The sequence below is a fragment of the Rhodococcoides trifolii genome (assembly GCF_014635345.1).
Taxonomy (GTDB): Bacteria; Actinomycetota; Actinomycetes; order Mycobacteriales; family Mycobacteriaceae; genus Rhodococcoides; species Rhodococcoides trifolii.
Map to the genome: position 1 here is coordinate 1 of NZ_BMCU01000002.1, position 20,046 is coordinate 20,046.

Genomic DNA, 20,046 nt, shown 5'->3' on the forward strand with positions numbered 1-20,046 from the left:
ATTTCAGCACGGGGTTCGTTCGATCTGGATTGTCGAACGAACACATGTTGGTCCCGCCCGGACGTATCGTTTTCGGCCCCGGAGACTCCAACAGCACCAGACAGCGAGCCGCGTCGCCGCCGTCGTCGGGATCGAACAGTGGAATGGACCGTGCAGTGTCGATCCTCCATCGCAACACCGACGCATTGAGTGAGCGGACCGGGGCATCGTGCGCTCGGGCGTGCTTTCCGGACCACACGTCATCATCTGTCATACGCCGCACTCACTGCTGACCCACGCCACACGTACTGCTGGCCATGGGGAAACGCACCGTGAGCCGTAGACGCCAGCTCTCGGTGGCTCGCCTCGACGACCACTGCTGAGCGTTTGACGACTCCGCTGCCTGAACACACCTATGAGATAACCACGACAGGCCGTGTGGTGCCTATTGCACCCGTCTTCTCATCGACTTCGATTCCAGATCAGGTCGGATACCCCCTAGGGTACTTACATACCCCCCTTGGTATATGCCACAGTGGGTACCGAACCGACCGAAAGTATGCACGACTTTTCTGGAATGAGTCCGGAAAACGAGCGACGGACCGATGCGGTGCGGCGAACGCAGAGCCAGCGCGTTCGGACTCGGATGTCGATCCGGGGTACGTCGTCAGCGTCCCGATCTCACTCGACCGCGGTCCAGCCGTTCGGGCGGCCACGCGACCGACACGCTGTCCGAGGCACCGCATCGAAACCTGCCCGTGTCCGTGACGACTCGGTCTCAGCGAGAGGCCCGCGCGATCGTGTTGCCCGCCGGATCGTCGATCACGATCGAGTGGATGTCCTCGACAGAAAGGGACGTTGCGCCGGTCACCGCTGCTGCTCGGCTCGCGGTGACCGACCATTGAGCTGCTTGTTGTCGAGTCCCGTCGTTGCCGACCACTTGCAGAGTGAGGATGCCTGCGCCGGGGAGTTGTTGAACGTCGACGTCGATCGATGTGCCCCAGGCTTTCGTGGTGAGCTCGAGGTCACCTGTGGCCCCGACGGTGCTCGACAGAACGAGCGGGCGGGCACCCGCATCGTTCACCGTTGTCGAATCGTCGGAGCGGGCGAGGGTACTGAGCGGGACGATCGCCGCAGCGACTCCCAGAACGAGGGTCGCCGACACCGCAGTCCACACTCGCCGCCGCCTCTTCTCGGAGGTCCGTTGATGCCTCATCGCGCTCAGCAGGTGGTCGAGTCGCTGGTCTGCACCGGCCGTCGAGTGCACCGGTGAGAGATCTGCTGGCTGCCTGCGACGTCGAAGCACTCCTGCGACGGGTGCCAGGACGTCGATTTCGGTTCGGCAGGCAAGGCAGTCGTCGAGGTGTCGTCGTACCGCTGCTCGGTCGTCGCGCTCGAGTCCGTCGAGTACGTACGCCCCGAGCAGTGGTCGGATCTCGTCGTGCGCTGAGCTCATGGAATCAATCCCAACTCGTCGAAGATCCGGCGTAGGGCACGCACAGCGTAATAGGAGCGGGACTTGACCGTGCCGACCGCGATATCGAGGTGCGCGGCCACTTCGGAGACGGTTCGACCCTCGTAGTAGATGAGCACGATGACTGCTCGATGCTCCTCGGACAACCGACGCAGCGACTCGTCTATGAGCCACCCGTCGAGGACCCCGCCCAATTCGTCGTCGATGCACTCGGCGGCGAGTGCGATCTGATCGTGGACGAGAGTCGGCCTGCTCGTGCTCGCCCGCCACTGATCGGTGAGTACGTTTCGCGCGATGGTCATGAGATAGGACCGCGTCGATGCTGCCGTCACATCGATGCGGTCGATCCCGCGCCACGCGCGCAACATCGTCTCCTGGACGATGTCCTCACACTGCTCGCGGGTCTGGGTGTAGCGGCTGACGAATCGAGTCACTGCGTGCTGGTGCTCGCGGAAGAGCGCCGACATGGCGACTTCGGACGCATCGACGAGCTGGTGGTTGTGCTGTGAGCCGGATTCGACACCGTCCACCTAACTGCCCGAGCCGGAAGCGGCATCGGTGAAACCGGTCGTGGCGGCGGCGACCATGTCGAGAACAGGATTGGTCGGCGAGATCGAATGCCGAGCGGCGAGTACACGGATATCGGGGTGAGCCACGTGAACGATCCCTTCGGCATCCTGCCACGCCACGTATCGGGCGGGGAGGTCGATCCCCATGGTCTGCTGCGCTCCGACCAGCGCAGTCGAGACCGCAGGATTACCGACGTAGGTGACCATGGTGGGCCTCAGAGGTGTCTCGGCAGCGGCGGACGCGAGATCGACGGTTGCGACTGTGGGCTGATTCTTGGCCGCGAACGCTGCCTCGTATCGGGCAATGGACGCTGCAACCGATGCATCACTGGTCTTCTCGACCAGGTATCCCGGCGCTGCGGACACATCGGTGCCCTCTGCGGCGGCCGCCGAGGATCCCGTCGCATCGGACGCGGTCGATGCCGAGCCGGCCCGGAGTCCGTCGAGGGCGTCGGACGAGACCGGGATGCCTGCGAGCGTCGCGATGTACTCGGCGGAGTTGTATGCCAGAAACACCGTTCCGTTGGCGGCCTGCCAGACCAGGTACTTCTGTGGAAGGTCGATCGCGGCCCGTTGGTCCGCGGCGATCAACGGCGACGCCGCTTTCGGATTCCCCCCGATCACCACGGTGGTCGGGCGGATCGTCTCACCTGCTCCCTGTGCCAACTTCTCGAAATCCACAGTGGCTGCCACAGCTCCCGCCGTCTCCAGCGCGCGCTGTACCCGAGAGACCGTGTCACTCACAGAGTAGTTACTGGCGTACACCACCAGTCCGGGTTCGGACGGTGCCACATCGGGTGTCGCAGCCTTCGCGTCCGCCGACGTGGACACCGGAGTGCTCGACACCGCCACCGAACCGGTGGGTTCGGTGGAACCGCACCCGGCGAGGGCGATCACCGCCGCCGACGCGAGCAGCGACGTTGCCATACGGAACCTTGAAGTGCTCATCACGTGTCCTGTCCTCGTGCCCACGCCAGCGGTGGGCTTCACTGTGGTGTACGCACACCGAGCCTGAGGGGTTCACCCGAACCGAAGTTCCCTCCGGCGATTGCTCCCGGAATGTCGGTGCACCGGAGGGCGACACAGTCGAGTTCACGCAAGCGGAGATCTGATCGATCGGTTCACCCCGGTCTCGTCGAGCGTCTCCACGCCACAGAAGCGGCCTGAACGGGTGCAGGGACCATCTTCGCGGCACGAACGGCCGACCTCACGGCGGCACTTCTGCCTCGACGAATTCGAGAAGCCGCTTCAACAGTGAATCCGCACGCTCTTCGACGTCGTCGAGCGTCGAATCGACGCCACCGAGTAGCTGGTGTGCGTCTCGGCGTGCCCGAGTCCCGTGTTCGTAGTAGCCGGGGTCGAGTAGCGAAGCCGAGGCGGGCTTGGGTACGAGATCTGTGCTCGGCTGCCGTGCCTGCACCGAATGGTGTCGGTGCACAGGTGCTCGTCCGTCCAGGTGCGCTCGAACGATGTCGGCGACCGCATGGGCGGTAAGTGCAGTCGCAGTCAGCGGGGTGTGACCCCACCGGTCGATTGCGGTCGACAGCGGCTGTCGACCGGCCGGATCGACGTACCGGTCGAATCCGCTGAGCCCGGTACCGCCCACGGCATCGAGAGCGTCGGCGAGCATTCGAGTGTTCGGGTACCGCGTGTGATGGCCCAGCACCTCCAACCAGCGCTGGAACACCGTCCGCGGCGAGATACCCGTCTCCATCAGTGCGAGAGGAGTGACGGTGCGAACGCCGCGGCCTGTGTCGATACGAAGGGCATCGATCCTCGGATCGGCGGTGACGTCGCAGGGCCGCAGGGCCGCGATCTGGGTGTACGGCAGACCGGTCGAGGCAAAGACCAGGACGAGGGCGTCTCGCCGCGCGAACAGTTCGGACGGCCAACCGGATTCGGGGAGGCGCGCGATGACGCCGCCGATCACGGCTGCCAGCTCGTGCAGGCGCGCCGTACGCGCCACGTCCAGCGCAGCCCGGACGACCTCCGCACGGCCCGGCTGGGGTAACAGGTGCCGGGAATGGGCGGCGTCGATCACCGCGATCCGGCGGCGCTGGGTCGTGGACGCCGCGGGGTGCGCCGAGAGGAACCGAGCAAGTGAATCCGGGGAGGCCGCCAGTGGTGTTTCGTCATGGGCGGTGCACCAGTCCTCGAACAGTGACCACGTGTGCCGATCCCGCTTCGGCACCGCCACGTTCGTGATATCCGCTGGTCGAATCGAACCGGTGCAGTCGTCGTGGTCAGCATCTACCCCGGTCGCCCTATCGGCGTTCACGGGTGAAGTCACACGCCCGGTCATAGACCGAGTTCGGTGACCGCGTTGCCGACCAGAGGGGCGTGCTCGCGGGCATATGTCTCGACCATTGCGGGTGTGGTGTGCCCGGTCTGGCGCATGATCGCATGTGCATCGGCACCGTTACGGAAGGCTTGGGTGACGAATCCTGCCCGCAGGGAATGGCCGCCGAGCTGCATGACAGTCTCGGGGTCGTACCCGGCGTGAGCTGCGCGGCGGCGGATCGCCGCATGGACCGCTGCCCCGGACAACACAGTGTCGGAGAGGTTGCCGTTCTTGCGGACAGACCGGAACAGCGGCGACCGTTTCTCGGCGGTCGGCAGGGTGCCGCGGCAGAGATGGGAGTCGAATTGTGCTGCGCGAGAAAGCAGTCGAATGACGGCGGCTCTGCCCCCCGGTGTCGAACGCGGCGACGATCTGCAGCCATCGCACCCACGCGCAGACCGGGCAGGATTCGTGGCAGTCGGTGAACGGAAGCGCTTTCACCGTTCCGATGCCGGTTCCGTCCTGGTCGGTCTTCGATCTTCGGATCCGTACGTGCGCACCGTCGAGACGGTCGCGGCGCACATCGCGGCATTCCAGCGCTACGAGTTCGCTGCGTCGAAATGCGCCGGTGTATCCCATCAGCAGCAGCGCGGTGTCGCGGCGTTCGAGCACCTCCGACGCCCACCCCGCTGTAGTGCGTCGGGCGTGGTCGACGATCGTGGTGATGTCGGAGGTCAGCAGCGGTGCGCGCGGGTTGCGGGGCCGCTCCCCCGCCGACGCGTAGTCCCGCCGGATACCGGCGAGGGTGGCGCGCACCATCTCGTGCCCGCACGGGTTGTCGTGTCCGGTAGCGCGGTGGCGGTCGGCGATCGCCGCAATCCACTTGCCGAACGTCGCGGCCGCGTACGCCCGCGTCCCGTCGACGGTGAGCGTGTCGGCCGCGGCGACGAGGTAGGCCGCCACTGTCGCGGGATGCGCCGGCAACGCGTGGTGCCCGGCGACGGTGCACCAGGTCTCGAAGCGTCGCCACGCCGAGGTGTAGGCCCGGCGGGTACCGGTCGAGCGGGACGCGGCCATGGAACGCTCGATCCGAGCAGCAACCTCGGGCGGTAGGTCTGGAAACACCGCCGCGGCACCCGGCACGACAGCCGGGATCGTGGTCGGGCCGTCTACGAGCTGGCGATCTGTCATGGCTGGACTGTAGCGGGCCCTCCCGACAGACTTCTCAGGCCGAAAGCACGCTGAGCAGGCGTTTCCGCGGAGACGGTGCGGGAAGGAAAATTCTCGTCGGTCACCGCACAAATAACGTTGGTGACTATGACCCCGGCGCGAAAACGGGCTCCTCTGCTATCGCCGCGTGTGCGTCGCGTGTGAAGTGACACGCTGGTTGTCCAATTGACAGCCTTTCTGTCCAATCGTGACCAGGGCATGTCCACTCCTGAAGACCGCCCGCATGAAAGCTCCCCACGGCCGCGCTAGCTTCCTTGTCATCGCCGCAGGTCCAGACCCCCTCATCGCCAACACGAGGACGGGCTCCGGCTGGTCTTCACGTTGGACAACTTCACTGACAACACGCGCAGAGACCGAAGATTTTCGATCATTGGACAGGTTATTTGGCACCCGACCAGGCATTCCCCCAGCAACGCGGTGGACAACTACCTGGTCCGATTGGACAACTTCGGTGTCACTTCACATCGCGGACGACCCCGCTCCATCGGGCGAGAGCTATGTCGGCGGATGGTGCAGCGGGATCCCGTGGTCAAGGAACAGTTGCACCGTCTCATCCAGCTCCGCCGCGGTGCGGCACCCCATGCGCAGGAAGTTGTACAACGAACTGGCGGATGCGGGATCGACACGCGCCGCCGCGATGGCGGCCTCGGCCGCAGCGTGCGCGTCAGCCCACAGGTCGCGCTCGGGTGCGGGATAAGACGAGCGCGTCGGAGCTGTCCCGGGATCGACCGGCTCATAGGGTCGTGGGCTCAGCAGAGATGCGTGCGCACCGCCGGCATCGATCTCACCGCTCTCGACCAACGCAATGGCGATCGCCGCGGCCTTGAGGACTTTCGCCTGCTCGTCCCAGTGCAGGTCCTCGAACGGAACCCACGCGGTCCGCAACGGGCGAGAACGACCGGCGGCCTTCCAGATCGCAACGAGCCTCGTCGCCCACCGTCCGGTGCGAACCAGTGGCGAGGACACTTCGTCGACGACGGTGCGCAGAAGCCGGAACCACACTGCGGCATGTACCCGGCCTGGGCCGAGTTCCACCCATCCCGTCGTCAGGGCCTCGGTGCTGCGCCGATCGAGGTCCGTGACCGCCGAGGGAACCGGAACGGGCGAGACCCGTTCGTCCGAACCGAACCGGACCTGATCCCAGAAGATCGCATGACCAGGGAAAACAGAGCAGGGTTCGAGTCGACAACGGTGGTCGAGGCAGCTGCTCAGCACCGGATATTGCTGCAGCAGAGCCATGTTGATACCAGCAGTGGATTCGAGGCTGTCGACACATGCCGGGCATGCCCGACTACGCGGAGTGCTCGCCCACGGCAACCATGCCTCGCTCGTGGGTGTGCGACGTCGTCGATCCTCCCTCGCGAGGTCGGCCGGTAGCAGGATCGAGAACTGGTGGACGTAGGTGTCGAAGTCGCAGCCGGCGGGGTCGGTGCTGTCGAGCAGCCACGGTGTCCACCCCGCCAACGTCATCATCCGCACCCTCTCTACCGGGACTGCACCGCGACCGGCCAGCTCGGCAAGTATCGGCTCCGGTGTGTAGCGGTCGAGATCTTCGACAGCACAATCGATTTCGAGTTCTGCAAGAAGGTCAGAGGGCCTGATGTGCGGATACAGCTCGCATATCCGGGCCAACCATGACGAGAGGACCTCACCTGGCAGTGGCTGCGGGTGCAGCGGCCACGGGCGAACGTACGCATCACCGGGCATCGGTGCGAGCCGCGCGTTCACGCGAGGTGGCGTTCGAACTGGCGGCGTCGCTCCGTGGGGCCGAGGTACGGAGTGCGCGTGAGCACCGATGAGGTCATCGCTTCCTCTCCGCTGTCGACGGCGGTCACTGCTGCGGCAGTGAGCAACGTTGCCAGTTCACCGATGGTGCCCTCGGAGCGAGTAAGGAGGTAGTCGGTCATCTCCAGTGATGTCACGTGCGAGGGTTTGCGGAGGGGGAAGCTCGTGCTGAAGCTGGCCAGCAGTGATCTGGTGTCGGCAGTGTTGGTCCAGACCGGCAAAGTCATGGGATGGAATCGATTCTCCAACTGGGGATCGGTCCGGATGGCGAGGTAAGCATCACGGGTGCCGACAGCGACAAGAGGAATGCGTAGTTCGTTGCCCAAAAACCGCAGCACGTTCAAGAATTCGCGGCGCACGTTGTCGCGGCCGGCGAGAACATTGTGGAGCTCGTCGATGATCAACATCCGTACGCCGGTGACGCGGAGCAGCATCAATGCTTGCTGTTCGAGTTCGTGGACCCGATTGCGGGGCCTGGTCGGTGTTCCCAACGCTGTGAGCAGTGCGAGGTAGAACCGGCCGGGTGACGGGTCCGGGGGCATCTGCATGCACAACACCGGTATCTGCTCGCGATCGGACAAGCTGATCGGCGGATGAGTGCGCCGGAACTTTTCGATGATCATCGACTTGCCGTTGTTCGTCGGACCGAGCAACAGTAGGTTCGGCATACGCTGTCGGTCCGGCCACGACAACAACGTCTCCAGATGGTCGATGACCGTACGGGCCTGCGGATACCCAATCCACCTCTCCGACCGGATCAACCGGATCCTGTCCGCGTCGTCGAGTGCGGCGAGCGGACGAACCGACTCCCGCAGGTGCCCCAAATCCTCACCGGACGACTCGGTGGCTTCGTCGCTGCTTCCTGTCGATGCGGTCATCGGCTCACCATTCCTCGATATCGCTGAAGACCGGCGTTGCGGTGCCGCCGTCCGCTCGAGGCTCCACCGGCGGGTAGATCGCCGGGATCGGCGCAGACGCGGCGCCGGTGAGATGCATGCGGCGGGCACGGTTGCGCCGGGCTTTGCGGGTGGCTTTCTGCGAGCGGTCGGTGACCTCGCGCATCTGCTCGATCATCGAAAACAGTGCGCCCTCATCGACGTTCGACCGACCTTGTTCGCGGAGACGGGTGATAGCAGCTCTGTGCTCCCACAGTGTCACCGCGGGATGTGACATCGTCCGGTACGGCACCTCGACATAGCCGGCACCGTCTGGTTCGAGGACCCAGATTCTGCTCAAATCGCGTGGGTCACGTCGTATCACGAACCGCCCCAGATCCTCTCGCCGCGCAACCCACGGTTTGAGCGCGTTCGAGAAGTAGTGCACGTGATCGAGAACGAAGCCCGTACGCGTCAGACGTCGCCGGATGACGGGAAGAAAGTCCACCAGGAACGCGGTTTCGCCGAGCACCACACGAGGGGCATGACCAACTGCGGCGACCCCGCCGGCCCACACCGCGGCCGGAGTGTTCCCGATCCCTGCGTGAACACTCGCGTGATACGAGGCTATGGCCAGGACCAGCCAGCGTTCCAACTCACGCAATGTCAACGCCGCATGCTTGTCCGAGTCGTAGCTTCCTCGGTCCGCTGGGTTCGAGAAGGTGGTCCCAGGCAGCTCGTGCACCGCCGTCATCGCCGTCCCGATGATGCGTTCGACGATCCCGCCGTAGTGCGGTCGGCCCGGAGGACGGTATTCGAGGGTGATGGCGTGCTGGGCGCATCCGCGGCGCAGCGCTTCGCTTTTGAACTCGGAGGCGTTGTCGAGATACAACTGCTTCGGCTTCCCTGCCATCGGCCACTGCACCTGCTCAGCGAGCTCGCATGCCTCCAGCCATGTCTGCTTCTCGCAGCACACGCGGCCCAGGCACAACCCGACCGATATCGACGACGGCGGCTCCAAAGTGACGACGAACCCGAGTACGGAACGGCTGAAGACATCAATGGCGATCGTCAGGTAGGGGCGACCGATCGGTTGCCGCTCGTACTCGTCGACGATCATCACATCGACGACGGTGTGGTCGATCTGGACCTGATCGAGAATCCCCGCAACTGTCGGTGGACTGTCGCCGGCGGACTGACGCGGGCGGGCGGCATCGGGTCCTCCGCGGGACCTGGCCACCGATGCCGGATGGAGGGCGGCGATTCGTGCGGTGACGGTGTTTCTGGCCGGCACTGGCAGACCCGCGCGGTGACACGCCAGCGCGATACGTCGATGCAGCGCAGCGACACTCAACTTCTGGCGATGAAGAAAATATCGGGTGAGATGGTCGCCGATCAATTCCTCAACCTCAGCCGCTACTCGGCTGCGGCCACGCCCACCCGACGAGACCTTCGTCAGAAGATCGGTGACTGTCCCCGTCCCGTTCCTGAGCCTGCCGATCAACGTGTAGACCCGCCGCCTGGATAGTCCCAAGCGCTGCGCTGCAGCGTCGACCGCTTCCGAACGCACCGGATGCATCTCCAGCAAGGGAGCCAGGACACCGAAACGGGCCTCGGCCTGGGACCACCGCTCCCCCGACGCTGTCAGCACACCGGTCTCCACGATGGCGAGCTTGTCGGGGTCCATCACAAGCCTCCCCTATCACCGAGAGCCGAACGCGACCGTGCACCGCACTTCTGACATCAGAATGTCAGAAGACACGTGCACTCACCCTCGAAACGCCTGCAAAGAGTGCAGCCGTCTTCTGAAACTGACAGCGCCAGCAAGGAGCGCCGCGGACGCTAGCCACACGGTAGGCATGGTGAGGCCCAGCGCAAGCATGGGCAGGGTAAACAGTGCGGCGCCGGCCTGCCCCCACCGCAACGGATACCTGGGGGAGAAGCGATAGAGGACAAGTCCCATGGCGAGAAGGCCGATTGCTCTGGTGCTGAGTACAATTCCCCATCCGGCGCTGCCTATGGTCTGATTGGCGATGCTAGGTCTCAGTACCAGCCAAACGCCGCCCAGGATGAAGTTGCAGCCCGCGAACGTCGCGACCACCACCACGACCCACGATCGAGTTCGGAACTCGATCCATCCTTCCCTCACATTCCGAACCAGGCCGGACTGTCCAGACCGGGTCACGGTTTGTGTTGCCAGCCGTAGTTGGGCCATGCATAGGGCAGCGATCGAGAAGCTCATTGCGTCGATGGCAATGGCCCAGCCCCCGCCGATAGTGGCGACCACTACGCCGGCGATGGTGGGCCCGAGCACCTTGGTCGCGTTGCGCGAGGTCGATAGAATGGAGTTCGCGCGATGCAGGGATTCGTGGTCGACGAGTTGCGGCAGGATCCCGCGCAGCGCAGGCATGGTGAACGCTACGGACATGCCGTTCACGGTCTCGAGCGCGATGATGACGCCGAGCTGGTAATGCCCGCCCAGCAATAGAGCGGCAACCATCCCTTGGCTGGCGGCTGCGCAAAGGTTGGAGATCATAAGTACTTTTCCGCGCGAGAAGCGGTCCGAGGCTGCGCCGCCGATCAGGAGAAAGAAAAGCATTGTAACGCTCTGCGCCGCGAGCACGAGAGCGAGATCGCTACTGCGGTCCGACGCTTCGAGCACACTGAATGCAAGTGCCACCGGTGTCATCGATCCACCGGTCAGAGACACCAATTGACCAACAGACAACCACCGGAAACCGATGTGCTGCCATGGATTTCGCACCGCGGACCCGCGCGGCGGGGAGCAGGGTCGGAAGGGCTACCGCTTATATCCACCGACCAAATCTACGGGCTAAGCACGCAACACGCGCCTTGGCCGTGTCTTGCGACCTTCTTGTTGTCCGCATGGCGCCCAGCCCGCGATGTAGACGCGTCCAGGCGACGGAAATAAACTCGTGCGTTGACTTGGGCAAGCAAATGAAGCTGAAAACTCCGATGCCTAGCGTCACGTTTTTCAGGTTTACCTTACGAGTTCGATCTCGTCGTCGTCGTATCCGAGCAGGTTGGCGACCGTCGACGCACTGGGTCCCCCGAATATCTCATCACCGAACGGGTTGTCGAAGACGCTGCCGTACAGGTCGTCGAGCCCACTCGGCTCGACTGTAGGTGCGAGGAAACGAACCTGGACGTCGGACGGGTCGCCGATGGGTTGGGTGTAGGCGACGAGCGACGAAGATTCGGTCGGTCCGAGGTGAACGGCGACGCGCAATCCATGTTGTGGCCTGTGTCCCCGCATGCCGCCGATCGTGAGCTGTTCCGACAGCGCGCGGGCGAGCGCCGCCGTGTCGGCGTGGGCGGAGCGAAGAGCTTGGGTGAGTGCGCCGGCGCGGGCTTTGATCCGATAGCGCGGTTGGTGCTTGTTGAAGTCACGCGCTTGCTGCCAGAAGGAGGCCATGAGGCTGATGACAGGGTCGTCGATCAGTCCCTCGGGTTGTGTACGTCCGGTGAACAGATGAGTGCTTTCACCTCGCCGCAGGTTCAGGTGATGTTCGAGACGCGCGAACGTGAAGGGTTTGTCGTCCTGCAACAGCTCCATCTGCTCGAACGTCAGATCGAGGACCCTCGTGGTACCTCTCAATTCCACGAAGAGGTAGGTGTCGTCGGGCGCACGCCCCACTGCGTAGCCTCTGGGTTCCCTGAGCGCGTAGATCTCCTGCTCGACGTCGGTGAGTCGGCTTCGAAGTACTTCGGCCAACGTCCGTTGCCGGAACGCATACTCGTGAATCGGCAACGGGGGAGCCGGGTTCCGCATCCACCATGTCCCCCTTCCATCCGCCTCGATCGGGCGCCCGGAGGCAAGATAGGCGGCCTGAAACAATTTTTGAGAGGGGATCGTCGAGATCTGATCTTCGAACGCTCGGGTCGTCTTGACGCGTCGCCCGTATGACATTTCGTCGACAGCGGCAGCCGACTTCTTGGCCGCTCTGCGATAGTCGGTTCGGTTGAAGATCGCGGCCATGCTGATCGGTTGTCCGCCGTAATCGACGGTGACCGCCAGCATCGGGCATACGGACCCGTCACGCAGATCGAACCTGTAGAAGAGTTCTTTGTCCACGCGTCTGACGAGGTCGATCACGTCCGTTCGACCGGGATCAGACAGAACGCGCGAGGACTCCAGCCGTAGGGCCTCGTACTGCTCGTGAACTACCCGTCTGGTTATCTGGGCGATCACCGATTTGCCCAGGACGTCGCTGACTCGGCCCCGCAGCACGATCTGAAGTTCGTCGGTTTCGTCTTCGACCAGCGTGCAACTGATGTTCGGGTCGGCGTTTGCACTGCCTGTCTCCGGCACTTCGCGGATGAACCCCTGATCGAGCAGAGATGGCAGTGCATCGAGCGCCGCTAGGCGGTCCGCGCCGAATGTGTTGTGCGCGTATATGAGCGCGGTTTCCGGAGGAGTCCAATGGGCCCCGTCGAGAGGATCGGTGATTTCGAGTTCGATCACCGAAGCCAGCACAGCCAGCTGCGCCTGCGTGAGCTGTAGCAGCCGCAGAAGGATGGGCTGGGTTTGTTGACTGTGGAGCGCGTAACGAGCTGCGTGAGCAATTGTCACCATCAGACCGGTCGAAGACGCCACGCTCTGCCGGTACTGATCGATCAGAGCCGTATACGCCGGTTGGCCGATCTCGTAACGCTCTTCCTCGCCCAGCATCCGGTTCCACAAGTGCGAGCGCCGCGCCTCGTGAAACCACAGCTGACCGTTGCGGTCGACGGTGAGGATGTTCTCCCTCTCGAGCGAGTTACGCAGCACTCCCCATTGGGTTGCCGTGAGGTCGAGGTAGGAAGCAAGAGTTGCCTCGGACGGTGGCAGCTCGAAGATGGACAGCTGCCGCGCCGCGACCTGGGCGTCGACGGGTAGGCGGGCCAACGCGTCTTCGAGTGTTCTCACAAACGCTGTTGGAGGCGTGTAGTCGTCGATCGAACCACCACTGCGGAGTTGACCGATAAGTCCTTCGACGATGATCGGGAATCCGTTGCTCAGGAACATGACTCGATCAGCGTGCGCAGGGTCGATTCGCGCAGCCCTGAGCATGTCGATGATTTCGTTTCGATCGAGCCCGCCCACAACGAGGCGGCCGGCGTTGGTGTCGAGTATCTGAGTCAGAATGTGTCCACGCTCGGCACTCGACCACGCAATCACGAACCGTGCGCGTTTGGGGGGATCGTCGGCAAGTGTCAGCAGAGCTCGCTGGTCGTCGTCGGTGAGATGCTGGCATTCGTCGATGGCAAGAACGAGGTCTCGCTTGAGTACCGACGCGACTTCGTCGCACAGTCGGATCAACATCCTGACGACGTTGCTATCGCTGCGGGACTGAAGGTCCCGCCGAAAATCGTCGGCTGGGTCCTCGCGCAGGCTCTTGAAGAAGGCCGCTATTCCTTCCCCTGCATGTTCCCCAAGCCGAGCTTTCACTTGTGACATCACTTCCGATACAACGGCTTTGGCCAAACTCTTGCCTACCGCCACCGCCATCTGTTTGCTCGCGTTGTCCAGGCGGTGTTGAATAGCCCGCCAGGTGCTGCGGTCAGCAGCCGAATCCGTGAGCGCTGCCACCAATCCATCCAAGATCGCTACTTGTAGTGCACCGGTGTCGTGTGTGCATGTACTCGGACTCGGCGCGATCACGGACCCACTCTTGGAACTGCCAGCTTGGTGAGAGGCGAGCAGCGATGACTTGCCGGTCCCCGTGTCTCCTGTAACGACGATTACCGACTCCGTCATGATGAGAAGCTGGGTCAGTTCCTGCCGCATGTGAGAATTATCCACCAGAGGTACGACATCGAATGGATTCGCAAGGGGTCGAGGATCGGGTAGCGCGCTGGTTACAACGATCCACATGATCGGCGGACCGCATCTTTGCGCTGGCGCCGGCGTCCGGACTGTCGCGTTGCGGGATGTCATGTCGGTGGCGGCCGGTAGCGTCCGAGCCGTGTCGCGCAGTGGAGCAGCCTCGCAGGCTGCGTATCGCTACGAGTTGGCGTTGTTCGTCGATTGGTGCGCGGCGGCGGAGGTGTCTGCGTTGCCGGCGTCGTCGGTGACGTTGGCGGAGTTCTTGGGTGAGAATCCGGGATCGGATGCAGCACAGCGCCGCCGAGTCGCCGCGATCGACCGTCGGCACCGCGATGCGGGCTGTGTTGCGCCGGGGTCGGTGACGTCGATGCGGGTGGCGCTGGATCGGGCCCGCGCGGACCGTGTCGCACGCCGTGCTGCGCAGGACTGGTTGTTGGCGTCTGCGTTGCCGTGGTCGGGGTCTCATGCTGCGTTGTTCGGTCGCCGTGATGCGGTGTTGTTGCTCCTCGCCGGTGCGGGTCTGTCCTACACCGCGATCGCGGGCCTGGACCGCTCCGAGGTCGCCGCGGACGGCGGTGATCTGTGGGTGGGCGGTGCGCACCGGGTCCGCGTCGCCGCGGAGGGTTTCCCGGATGGGTCGTCTCCGGCGGACATCTGGGCCCGGTGGACGCAGGTGCTGGCGTTCTCCGACCGCTACCCCTCGACAATGGTGCTCCTGAAACGATTGCGGGACAACAGCTTTCCGGACATGAGTGGGTTGGAGGTGCGTCCGGGTCCGGTGGCGGTGCCGATCGATCGGTGGGGGCATTTGCCGTTTCTGCCGGTGTCGATGACGGCGGCGGCGATCGCGGGGGTGGTGGCGGCGCACCGTACGGGCACTGTCCCGTCGCACATCGCCGCACCTGCTGGCCGTACCCGCGGCGCCGACAACCGCGAACGCCAGGACGACCTGATCCTGACAGATGCTGTGGTCGAGCAGGATTCGGTGGTGTTGGATCCGGGGTATTACCGCCGGGGTGTGGCTGACCGCCGGCGCTCGCACGCGGTGTTGGCGGATGTGGGTGGGTTGGCGGACGAGGTGGACGAGCGGATCGAGGCGTTGTTGCAGCGGACGCTGGATCTGCTCGGGGGCGCTGTGGAGTCGCCGGATCCGCCCTGAGCAGCCGCTCCCACAGGTTATCGAACATCCCTGCAGCGCAGTCGGTGTCGGCCGGGGTCGCCGCGCGTACTCGGGTGACGTGGGGTCAGGTGAGGATGCGGGCGCCGAGGAGGTGTCCGAGGAGGGCGATGGCGGTGGCGGTGGTTTCGACTCCGGTGTCGGGGGTGTGGTGGTCGGGCGGTCCGGTGGCCATGAGCGAGGTCCAGTACCGCTCCTCGTCGCCGAACAAAGCCGAGGCGTCGTCGGGGACCGTAGGGATCGAATCGTGGTGCGGGGCGGCGGTATCGGGCGGTGGGGGCGCGAAACGCTGTTCGAGCCATGCCCGCCAGAGGAGGCGTTCGGCGCGGTGGCGGGTGATGCGGTCGCGGCGGATGCGGGCGATGCCGGCGTTGACGGCGATGTCGTCGAGGGTGCGGGGTCCGGCGGCGTAGGTGCCGGGGCGGGGTGAGGTGACGAGGCCGGCGACGGTCAGGTCGGCGAGGATGTCGTAGCCGCTGGAGGTGCCGATGCGGGCGGCGGCGAAGAGGTTCGCGGCGGTGCACCCGGTGCGGACCGCGGTGTCGTGGTGGGGGTTGGGCGGTGGGTGCCGCAGCGCCGCGTCGTTCTGACGCGCGGCGATCTCGTCGTAGAGGCGCCGGCACCGGAGCCCGAGTACGGACCAGGCGGGGTGGACGGCTTCGACGCGCGCCGCGGCGATCTGGGCGGTCGTGGGGGGCGCTGCGGTGGGGGTGGTGAGGGCGTAGCGGTCGGCGAGGTGGCCGGCGCCGCGGGTGACGAGCAGCAGCGGTGATCCTTCTCGTTCGCGGAGCATGCGCAGGACAGCGAAGACGGTGGTTTCGGTCATGAGTCCGGCGGCGTGGGAGAGTCCGCGGCCGCCCATGGCTACCACGGGGACACCGTCGACGAGTTCTCCGGCGACCCCTGATGCGTAGGCGAGTGCCTGCAGGACAGCAGCGACGGACCATCGGATCTTGGTGCCGGTGAATTCGTGATCGGCCCACACCAGCGAGTGAGCGAGCCAGCGTCGTCGAACGGGATCGTCGATGAAAGAACTGTGCCCCCCTGTGTGCTTGTTCTCGTGTGTGGGATGCCGGAATTCTTCTGCGGTGGCGGCGGCCCAGGTCAAGGCGCGGGTGACGTCCCGTGCGGCGGCGGTGTCGGGGTCTGCGTAGCGGGCGTATGCAGCCCGCACGCCCGACCATTCGGGGCTGGGAAGAGCGTCCAGGACGTCGGCGGTGCTGGCGCCGCGCATCACGGCGTGGGTGAGGACGGACTGGCGGGCTTCGGAGTGTGAGCGCCACCGGGTGGGGTCGAGGTGGCCGGTGGCGGCGTAGGCGGCGACGGCGGCGGGGATGGGGGAGCGTCGCTGGTGGACTGAACTGAGTCGTTCGTGCTCGCCTGTGCCGGTGGTGCGGTCGTCGTGATCGAGCGCTGCGGCCGCGGCGCGCACTGCCTCGGCGTGAGCCGCGCCTGGCTGCGTTGTGTTGTGTGGGGTTGTTCCGCCGCCGAGGGTGGCGATCATGCGGGCGACCAGACCCGGTTCGGACCGAACGGTCAGCGCGTCGACGGCGTCGTCGAGGGTGCCGAGGAGGATGCGGTGTCCGCCTTCGCGGCAGGCGGATCCGGGTGCGGTGATGCACCCGGTGGCGGGGTTGAGCATGGGGGTGATGTCGAGGGTGGGCAGGTGGGCGGCGAGCAGGCGCATCAGCGGCGCGATGTGTTCGACGGCGAGCGCGGTACCTGTGGCGAGGGGGTCCAGCACGTGCCGGCTGCCGGACGTCTACCGCCACGAGCAACCGGCCGCCCTGTTGACTGCGTCGTGATTGGTCGGCGTAGCCGGCCTATTTTTCCCGAGGGAACCCATAAGTGCCCATAAACATCCATAGATGTCCAGAAAGACCTAGAAGCGGCGGGCGACAGCAGCTTCAGCTATTGGGCACCTAAAAGTTCCCCCTAGGTTCAGCATCGCTAGAACGAGCGCGGTTGCCAGTCATCGAGAACGAGAACCGGACGACGTCCATCCTGGAGGGACGCACACAACCTGGTGAGCCAGGGCCTCAGGCTTCACGTGCTCGTCCTTGCTGCACCGAAACATCGGGCCAGCCTGCGAGTCGAGGAGGACTCTGAGATGGGAATCCGCGTGGTAGATCCACCACCCGCTCATCGCCGACGGATCGTCCGACATCCGTGCCCCCTCCCAGGCCCGCCACAGCGAGTCGAGACGCAGCACGACTTCGTTGTGCCGCCACCATTGCGGACACCACACCAGCCCGCGCCCGTTCACACTGGTCAGCCGTCGTGTGATGGTTTGGGAGAACCAGAGTTCGAACCACTCGTTCATGTCGTCGTACATTGGCCGCTCCGGTGCCTACGGCGCAGGAACGGTCACGGTAGAACACCGCTTCCGCTCTTGGTGAGTTCGACCGGGCCAGTCGAAGTCGGTTGTGTGGCAACCCCGTAAGCGAGTAGGGACCGGTTGATTGCGTCGGCCCACTGAGTGTCGGACCAGAAAACCTTCCGGGCCAGAATCGGCGCGTTGCCGGACGAGATGACCAACATCCTGTCCTTGGGCAGGCCGGCTAAGTCCGTCACTGTGAGTATCGGCTCCTTGATCCAAGACTGCGAGGTCGACGTCGAGTCACGTCCACCGAGCAATCCAGACCCGCTGTGGCTGGTCGTCCACCGTTCCGAGTCCTGGTCACCGACCAGAGTCGACAACTCCCGCAAGTAATCCGTGTCGTCGAGCCCGCCTCCGTACAGGTGGAAGTTGGATGCCTGGCGCATCTCCGATAGTCGCGCCTTACCCCAAACTTCGGCGGCCTGAGCAGGGGACTGAAGGATGGTCAGGATGTTGATTCCCTGAGAACCGAAGTGGCTGTACCACTTCGGGAGCTCGCGAAGTCGGCACACGTTCGCTGCCTCGTCCAGCACGGCTACCAGCGGTGTCGTAAGCCGCCCATTCGGGCTTCGCCGAGCCTCGACTGTCGCCGCATCGAAGACGGTTCCCACGAGTGCGGTCGTCAACGGCGAGGCGGAGTCGGGACCCTCCATCGACAACGCGTAGAGGGTGTCGGTCGTTGAGGCAAATTGCGCCGGAACAAACTCCGGGTTGTCGTGGGTGAGCCGCAGCTGTCCGAGAGCACTGTCGCCATCGAAGAGTTGGCGGCGCGGCGGGAGAACGGACGATGCATAGTGCTGGTCCGCAAGCACCGCGAGGAACCGCCGTGCCATGTCGTACAGACCGTCCTTCTGGCGTGGATTGAGTCCCTGCGCGGTTTCGATGCGGAGCGCAGCCATTTGGTGTCCACGAACGCGCAACATGTCCTTGGCCAATTCGTTGTCGTCAGAAGATAGCCAGCCGTACACGTGGAGCAGGTCGCCGTCGCCGACAGCAGCGGCAAGCATGTACAGAGCGAGGAGCTCCTGCGCCCCGCCGTCGAAGTAGGCGTCGACTCGAGCGCTGTCCTCTCGAGACGCGGACACGAAGTACGACGCGAGCTTCTGCGCACCTTTGAGGTTGGTGATGTCGCGCAACGGGTTCCACCACCACGGTTGGCCGGAGCCGAGCGAGTCGCCGGTGATGTGTTGCAGGTCGGAGACCCACACGGTCCCGAGTTCTTCTCGGACGCCTCTGGTGTGGTCGTGCAGATCTCGCTTGTTCGACGTACCCAGGGCGGGCCCGGGAGCCGCACACATGGCGGGAATTGCCAGGGCCGATGACTTCCCCATTCGTGTCCCAGCGAAGCACACCAGCATGTCCTCCCACGACATGTAAAGCGATCGGTTGCCGACGACCGTTCGGGCTACCTCGATCCCGATGACGCTGACGTTTCCCGGCTCAGAGGTCGGTCGCAATCGTGCCGACTTTTCAGCGGCTTGTGAACCGGTCACCTCGCGGAGCAGTTTCGGTGATGCCATCGAGTGAGCTTTGTCGTCGACACCGTGGTCTCGCCCTTGTCGGCGCCAGGCGATCACGAGGCTTGCTGAGACGAGGATGGTCAGAAGAGACGCAATCAGCGTGGCTGTAGACGCAACCGGCCAGACGGCGTCGCCGGAGGCCACCTGAACAAGTGCGGCCACCGGGTTTGGGGGTATCGGGTCGTCGACTCGTTGAACCCAGCGACCGAAGCGGAACGACGCGTAGACAAGCGCGATCAGGCCGAGAAGCCCGAAGGTCGCACCGCCGTGAACCATCGACGATCTATCTCGTGACGCGGGCCCGTTCTTCACCACGACGCATCGATTCCGTTGTCGCGCTGGGCCTCGAATCCAGGTCTGTGAAGCGGTGAAAGTTCGTTGCCGGAAGCGGAGTTTCGTCGCTTCGTGCCGACCGACTGGCTGGCGCTCAGCAGCTCGCTGATAGCGGGGTCCGGGTATGGGCGTGCTCGAATCTCGTCGAGCGTATCCAGTGCTGAGACCTCAGCAAGCGCTTTTCCGCCGGCTACCGTCACCGGAACCTCGGCGAACGCCAGGTGTCGCACCAGCTCCGGATCGATTCCGGCTGACGCCAGTTCGCTCTGCCAGGCGTCGACATGCGCCGTATTGGTTGCCTCGATGTACGACGCTGTGGCCAGCTCGCTGATCGTCGCCCGGTCAACTCGATGTTCCGCGGCTCGCGCCTCGTCGCGCGCCGTTTCGGCTGCGGCCAGATACGCCGCCGCGACGTCGGAGCGTGACAAGCCGTGGTGGTTCGAGACCCAGAACTCCCGAACCCTCGTCATCGTGGCTCGACGATCGTCTACGGGCGATTCGGCGCGGTCGCCGACAAGTTGTTCGGCCGCTGTTTTGGTCATCCGGTAGATCGTTGCCGCTCGCTGGAGCGCGGCGGTCTGGGGGAGTAGTTCAGGTGCAGTCATGAGTGCCT

At 64.6% G+C, this 20,046-nt stretch carries 15 protein-coding genes and 2 pseudogenes; 2 read left to right on the top strand and 15 right to left on the bottom strand.

Features of this window, described 5'->3' with window-relative positions:
* The 11 genes and pseudogenes from IEW02_RS25090 to IEW02_RS07060 all read right to left on the bottom strand — a co-directional run.
* Positions 1-253: pseudogene (locus IEW02_RS25090) on the bottom strand (uracil-DNA glycosylase); the annotation flags it as partial.
* Between the two features lie 504 nt (positions 254-757).
* Positions 758-1,435, bottom strand: a complete 678-nt coding sequence (locus IEW02_RS07015; protein WP_027494239.1) for a zf-HC2 domain-containing protein — start codon at positions 1,433-1,435, stop codon at positions 758-760.
* The gene (locus IEW02_RS07020) at positions 1,432-1,983 is read right to left on the bottom strand and encodes a sigma-70 family RNA polymerase sigma factor (protein WP_027494238.1); all 552 of its coding nucleotides are present in this window, start codon (positions 1,981-1,983) and stop codon (positions 1,432-1,434) included. Before IEW02_RS07020 ends, IEW02_RS07015 begins: the two co-directional genes overlap by 4 nt.
* A complete protein-coding gene (locus IEW02_RS07025) occupies positions 1,984-2,970 on the bottom strand; it encodes a DUF302 domain-containing protein (protein ID WP_080729192.1) in 987 nt (328 codons plus the stop codon).
* A 259-nt stretch (positions 2,971-3,229) separates the two neighbouring features.
* Positions 3,230-4,219, bottom strand: coding sequence for a site-specific integrase (locus IEW02_RS07030; protein ID WP_052059180.1), 990 nt, complete (start codon positions 4,217-4,219; stop codon positions 3,230-3,232).
* 101 nt (positions 4,220-4,320) lie between these two features.
* Positions 4,321-5,523, bottom strand: a pseudogene (locus IEW02_RS07035) (site-specific integrase).
* A 505-nt stretch (positions 5,524-6,028) separates the two neighbouring features.
* The gene (locus tag IEW02_RS07040) at positions 6,029-7,261 is read right to left on the bottom strand and encodes a TniQ family protein (RefSeq protein WP_229745858.1); all 1,233 of its coding nucleotides are present in this window, start codon (positions 7,259-7,261) and stop codon (positions 6,029-6,031) included.
* Positions 7,258-8,196 (bottom strand): TniB family NTP-binding protein, encoded by a 939-nt coding sequence (locus IEW02_RS07045; RefSeq protein WP_121113358.1) that lies wholly within the window; start codon positions 8,194-8,196, stop codon positions 7,258-7,260. Before IEW02_RS07045 ends, IEW02_RS07040 begins: the two co-directional genes overlap by 4 nt.
* Before the next feature lie 4 nt (positions 8,197-8,200).
* Positions 8,201-9,880: a TnsB C-terminal domain-containing protein gene (locus IEW02_RS07050; protein ID WP_094648402.1), complete on the bottom strand. Its 1,680-nt coding sequence runs from the start codon at positions 9,878-9,880 to the stop codon at positions 8,201-8,203.
* An 81-nt stretch (positions 9,881-9,961) separates the two neighbouring features.
* Entirely contained in the window at positions 9,962-10,957 is a 996-nt protein-coding gene (locus IEW02_RS07055) for an MFS transporter (RefSeq protein WP_188544100.1), read from the bottom strand.
* A gap of 237 nt (positions 10,958-11,194) precedes the next feature.
* A complete protein-coding gene (locus IEW02_RS07060; RefSeq protein ID WP_229745860.1) occupies positions 11,195-13,123 on the bottom strand; it encodes a hypothetical protein in 1,929 nt (642 codons plus the stop codon).
* A 48-nt stretch (positions 13,124-13,171) separates the two neighbouring features.
* On the opposite strand from IEW02_RS07060, the gene IEW02_RS25095 reads away from it, so the two are divergent.
* Positions 13,172-13,651, top strand: coding sequence for a hypothetical protein (locus IEW02_RS25095; protein WP_229745861.1), 480 nt, complete (start codon positions 13,172-13,174; stop codon positions 13,649-13,651).
* Positions 13,652-14,162: 511 nt separating this feature from the next.
* Positions 14,163-15,182: a hypothetical protein gene (locus tag IEW02_RS07065; protein ID WP_188544104.1), complete on the top strand. Its 1,020-nt coding sequence runs from the start codon at positions 14,163-14,165 to the stop codon at positions 15,180-15,182.
* An 85-nt stretch (positions 15,183-15,267) separates the two neighbouring features.
* Here the strand turns inward: IEW02_RS07065 and IEW02_RS07070 are convergent, their stop codons facing one another.
* From IEW02_RS07070 to IEW02_RS07085, 4 genes are all read right to left on the bottom strand, one after another.
* Positions 15,268-16,944: a hypothetical protein gene (locus tag IEW02_RS07070; protein WP_188544106.1), complete on the bottom strand. Its 1,677-nt coding sequence runs from the start codon at positions 16,942-16,944 to the stop codon at positions 15,268-15,270.
* A gap of 228 nt (positions 16,945-17,172) precedes the next feature.
* On the bottom strand, positions 17,173-17,535 hold the full coding sequence (locus IEW02_RS07075; protein WP_188544108.1) for a DUF4913 domain-containing protein: 363 nt from the start codon (positions 17,533-17,535) through the stop codon (positions 17,173-17,175).
* Positions 17,536-17,567: 32 nt separating this feature from the next.
* Positions 17,568-19,415 carry a type IV secretory system conjugative DNA transfer family protein gene (locus IEW02_RS07080; protein ID WP_188544110.1) on the bottom strand — a complete coding sequence of 616 codons (1,848 nt, stop codon included), beginning with the start codon at positions 19,413-19,415 and terminating at the stop codon, positions 17,568-17,570.
* Positions 19,409-20,038, bottom strand: a complete 630-nt coding sequence (locus IEW02_RS07085) for a hypothetical protein (RefSeq protein ID WP_188544111.1) — start codon at positions 20,036-20,038, stop codon at positions 19,409-19,411. Before IEW02_RS07085 ends, IEW02_RS07080 begins: the two co-directional genes overlap by 7 nt.
* Positions 20,039-20,046 lie beyond the last annotated feature (8 nt).

What these genes read in the sequence shown, in the direction of transcription:
- IEW02_RS07075 (WP_188544108.1), bottom strand. Translation starts at nt 17,535, where the DNA reads ATGTACGACGACATGAACGAGTGGTTCGAACTCTGGTTCTCCCAAACC.
- IEW02_RS07015 (WP_027494239.1), bottom strand. Translation starts at nt 1,435, where the DNA reads ATGAGCTCAGCGCACGACGAGATCCGACCACTGCTCGGGGCGTACGTA.
- IEW02_RS07025 (WP_080729192.1), bottom strand. Translation starts at nt 2,970, where the DNA reads ATGAGCACTTCAAGGTTCCGTATGGCAACGTCGCTGCTCGCGTCGGCG.
- IEW02_RS07085 (WP_188544111.1), bottom strand. Translation starts at nt 20,038, where the DNA reads ATGACTGCACCTGAACTACTCCCCCAGACCGCCGCGCTCCAGCGAGCG.
- IEW02_RS07045 (WP_121113358.1), bottom strand. Translation starts at nt 8,196, where the DNA reads ATGACCGCATCGACAGGAAGCAGCGACGAAGCCACCGAGTCGTCCGGT.
- IEW02_RS07050 (WP_094648402.1), bottom strand. Translation starts at nt 9,880, where the DNA reads ATGGACCCCGACAAGCTCGCCATCGTGGAGACCGGTGTGCTGACAGCG.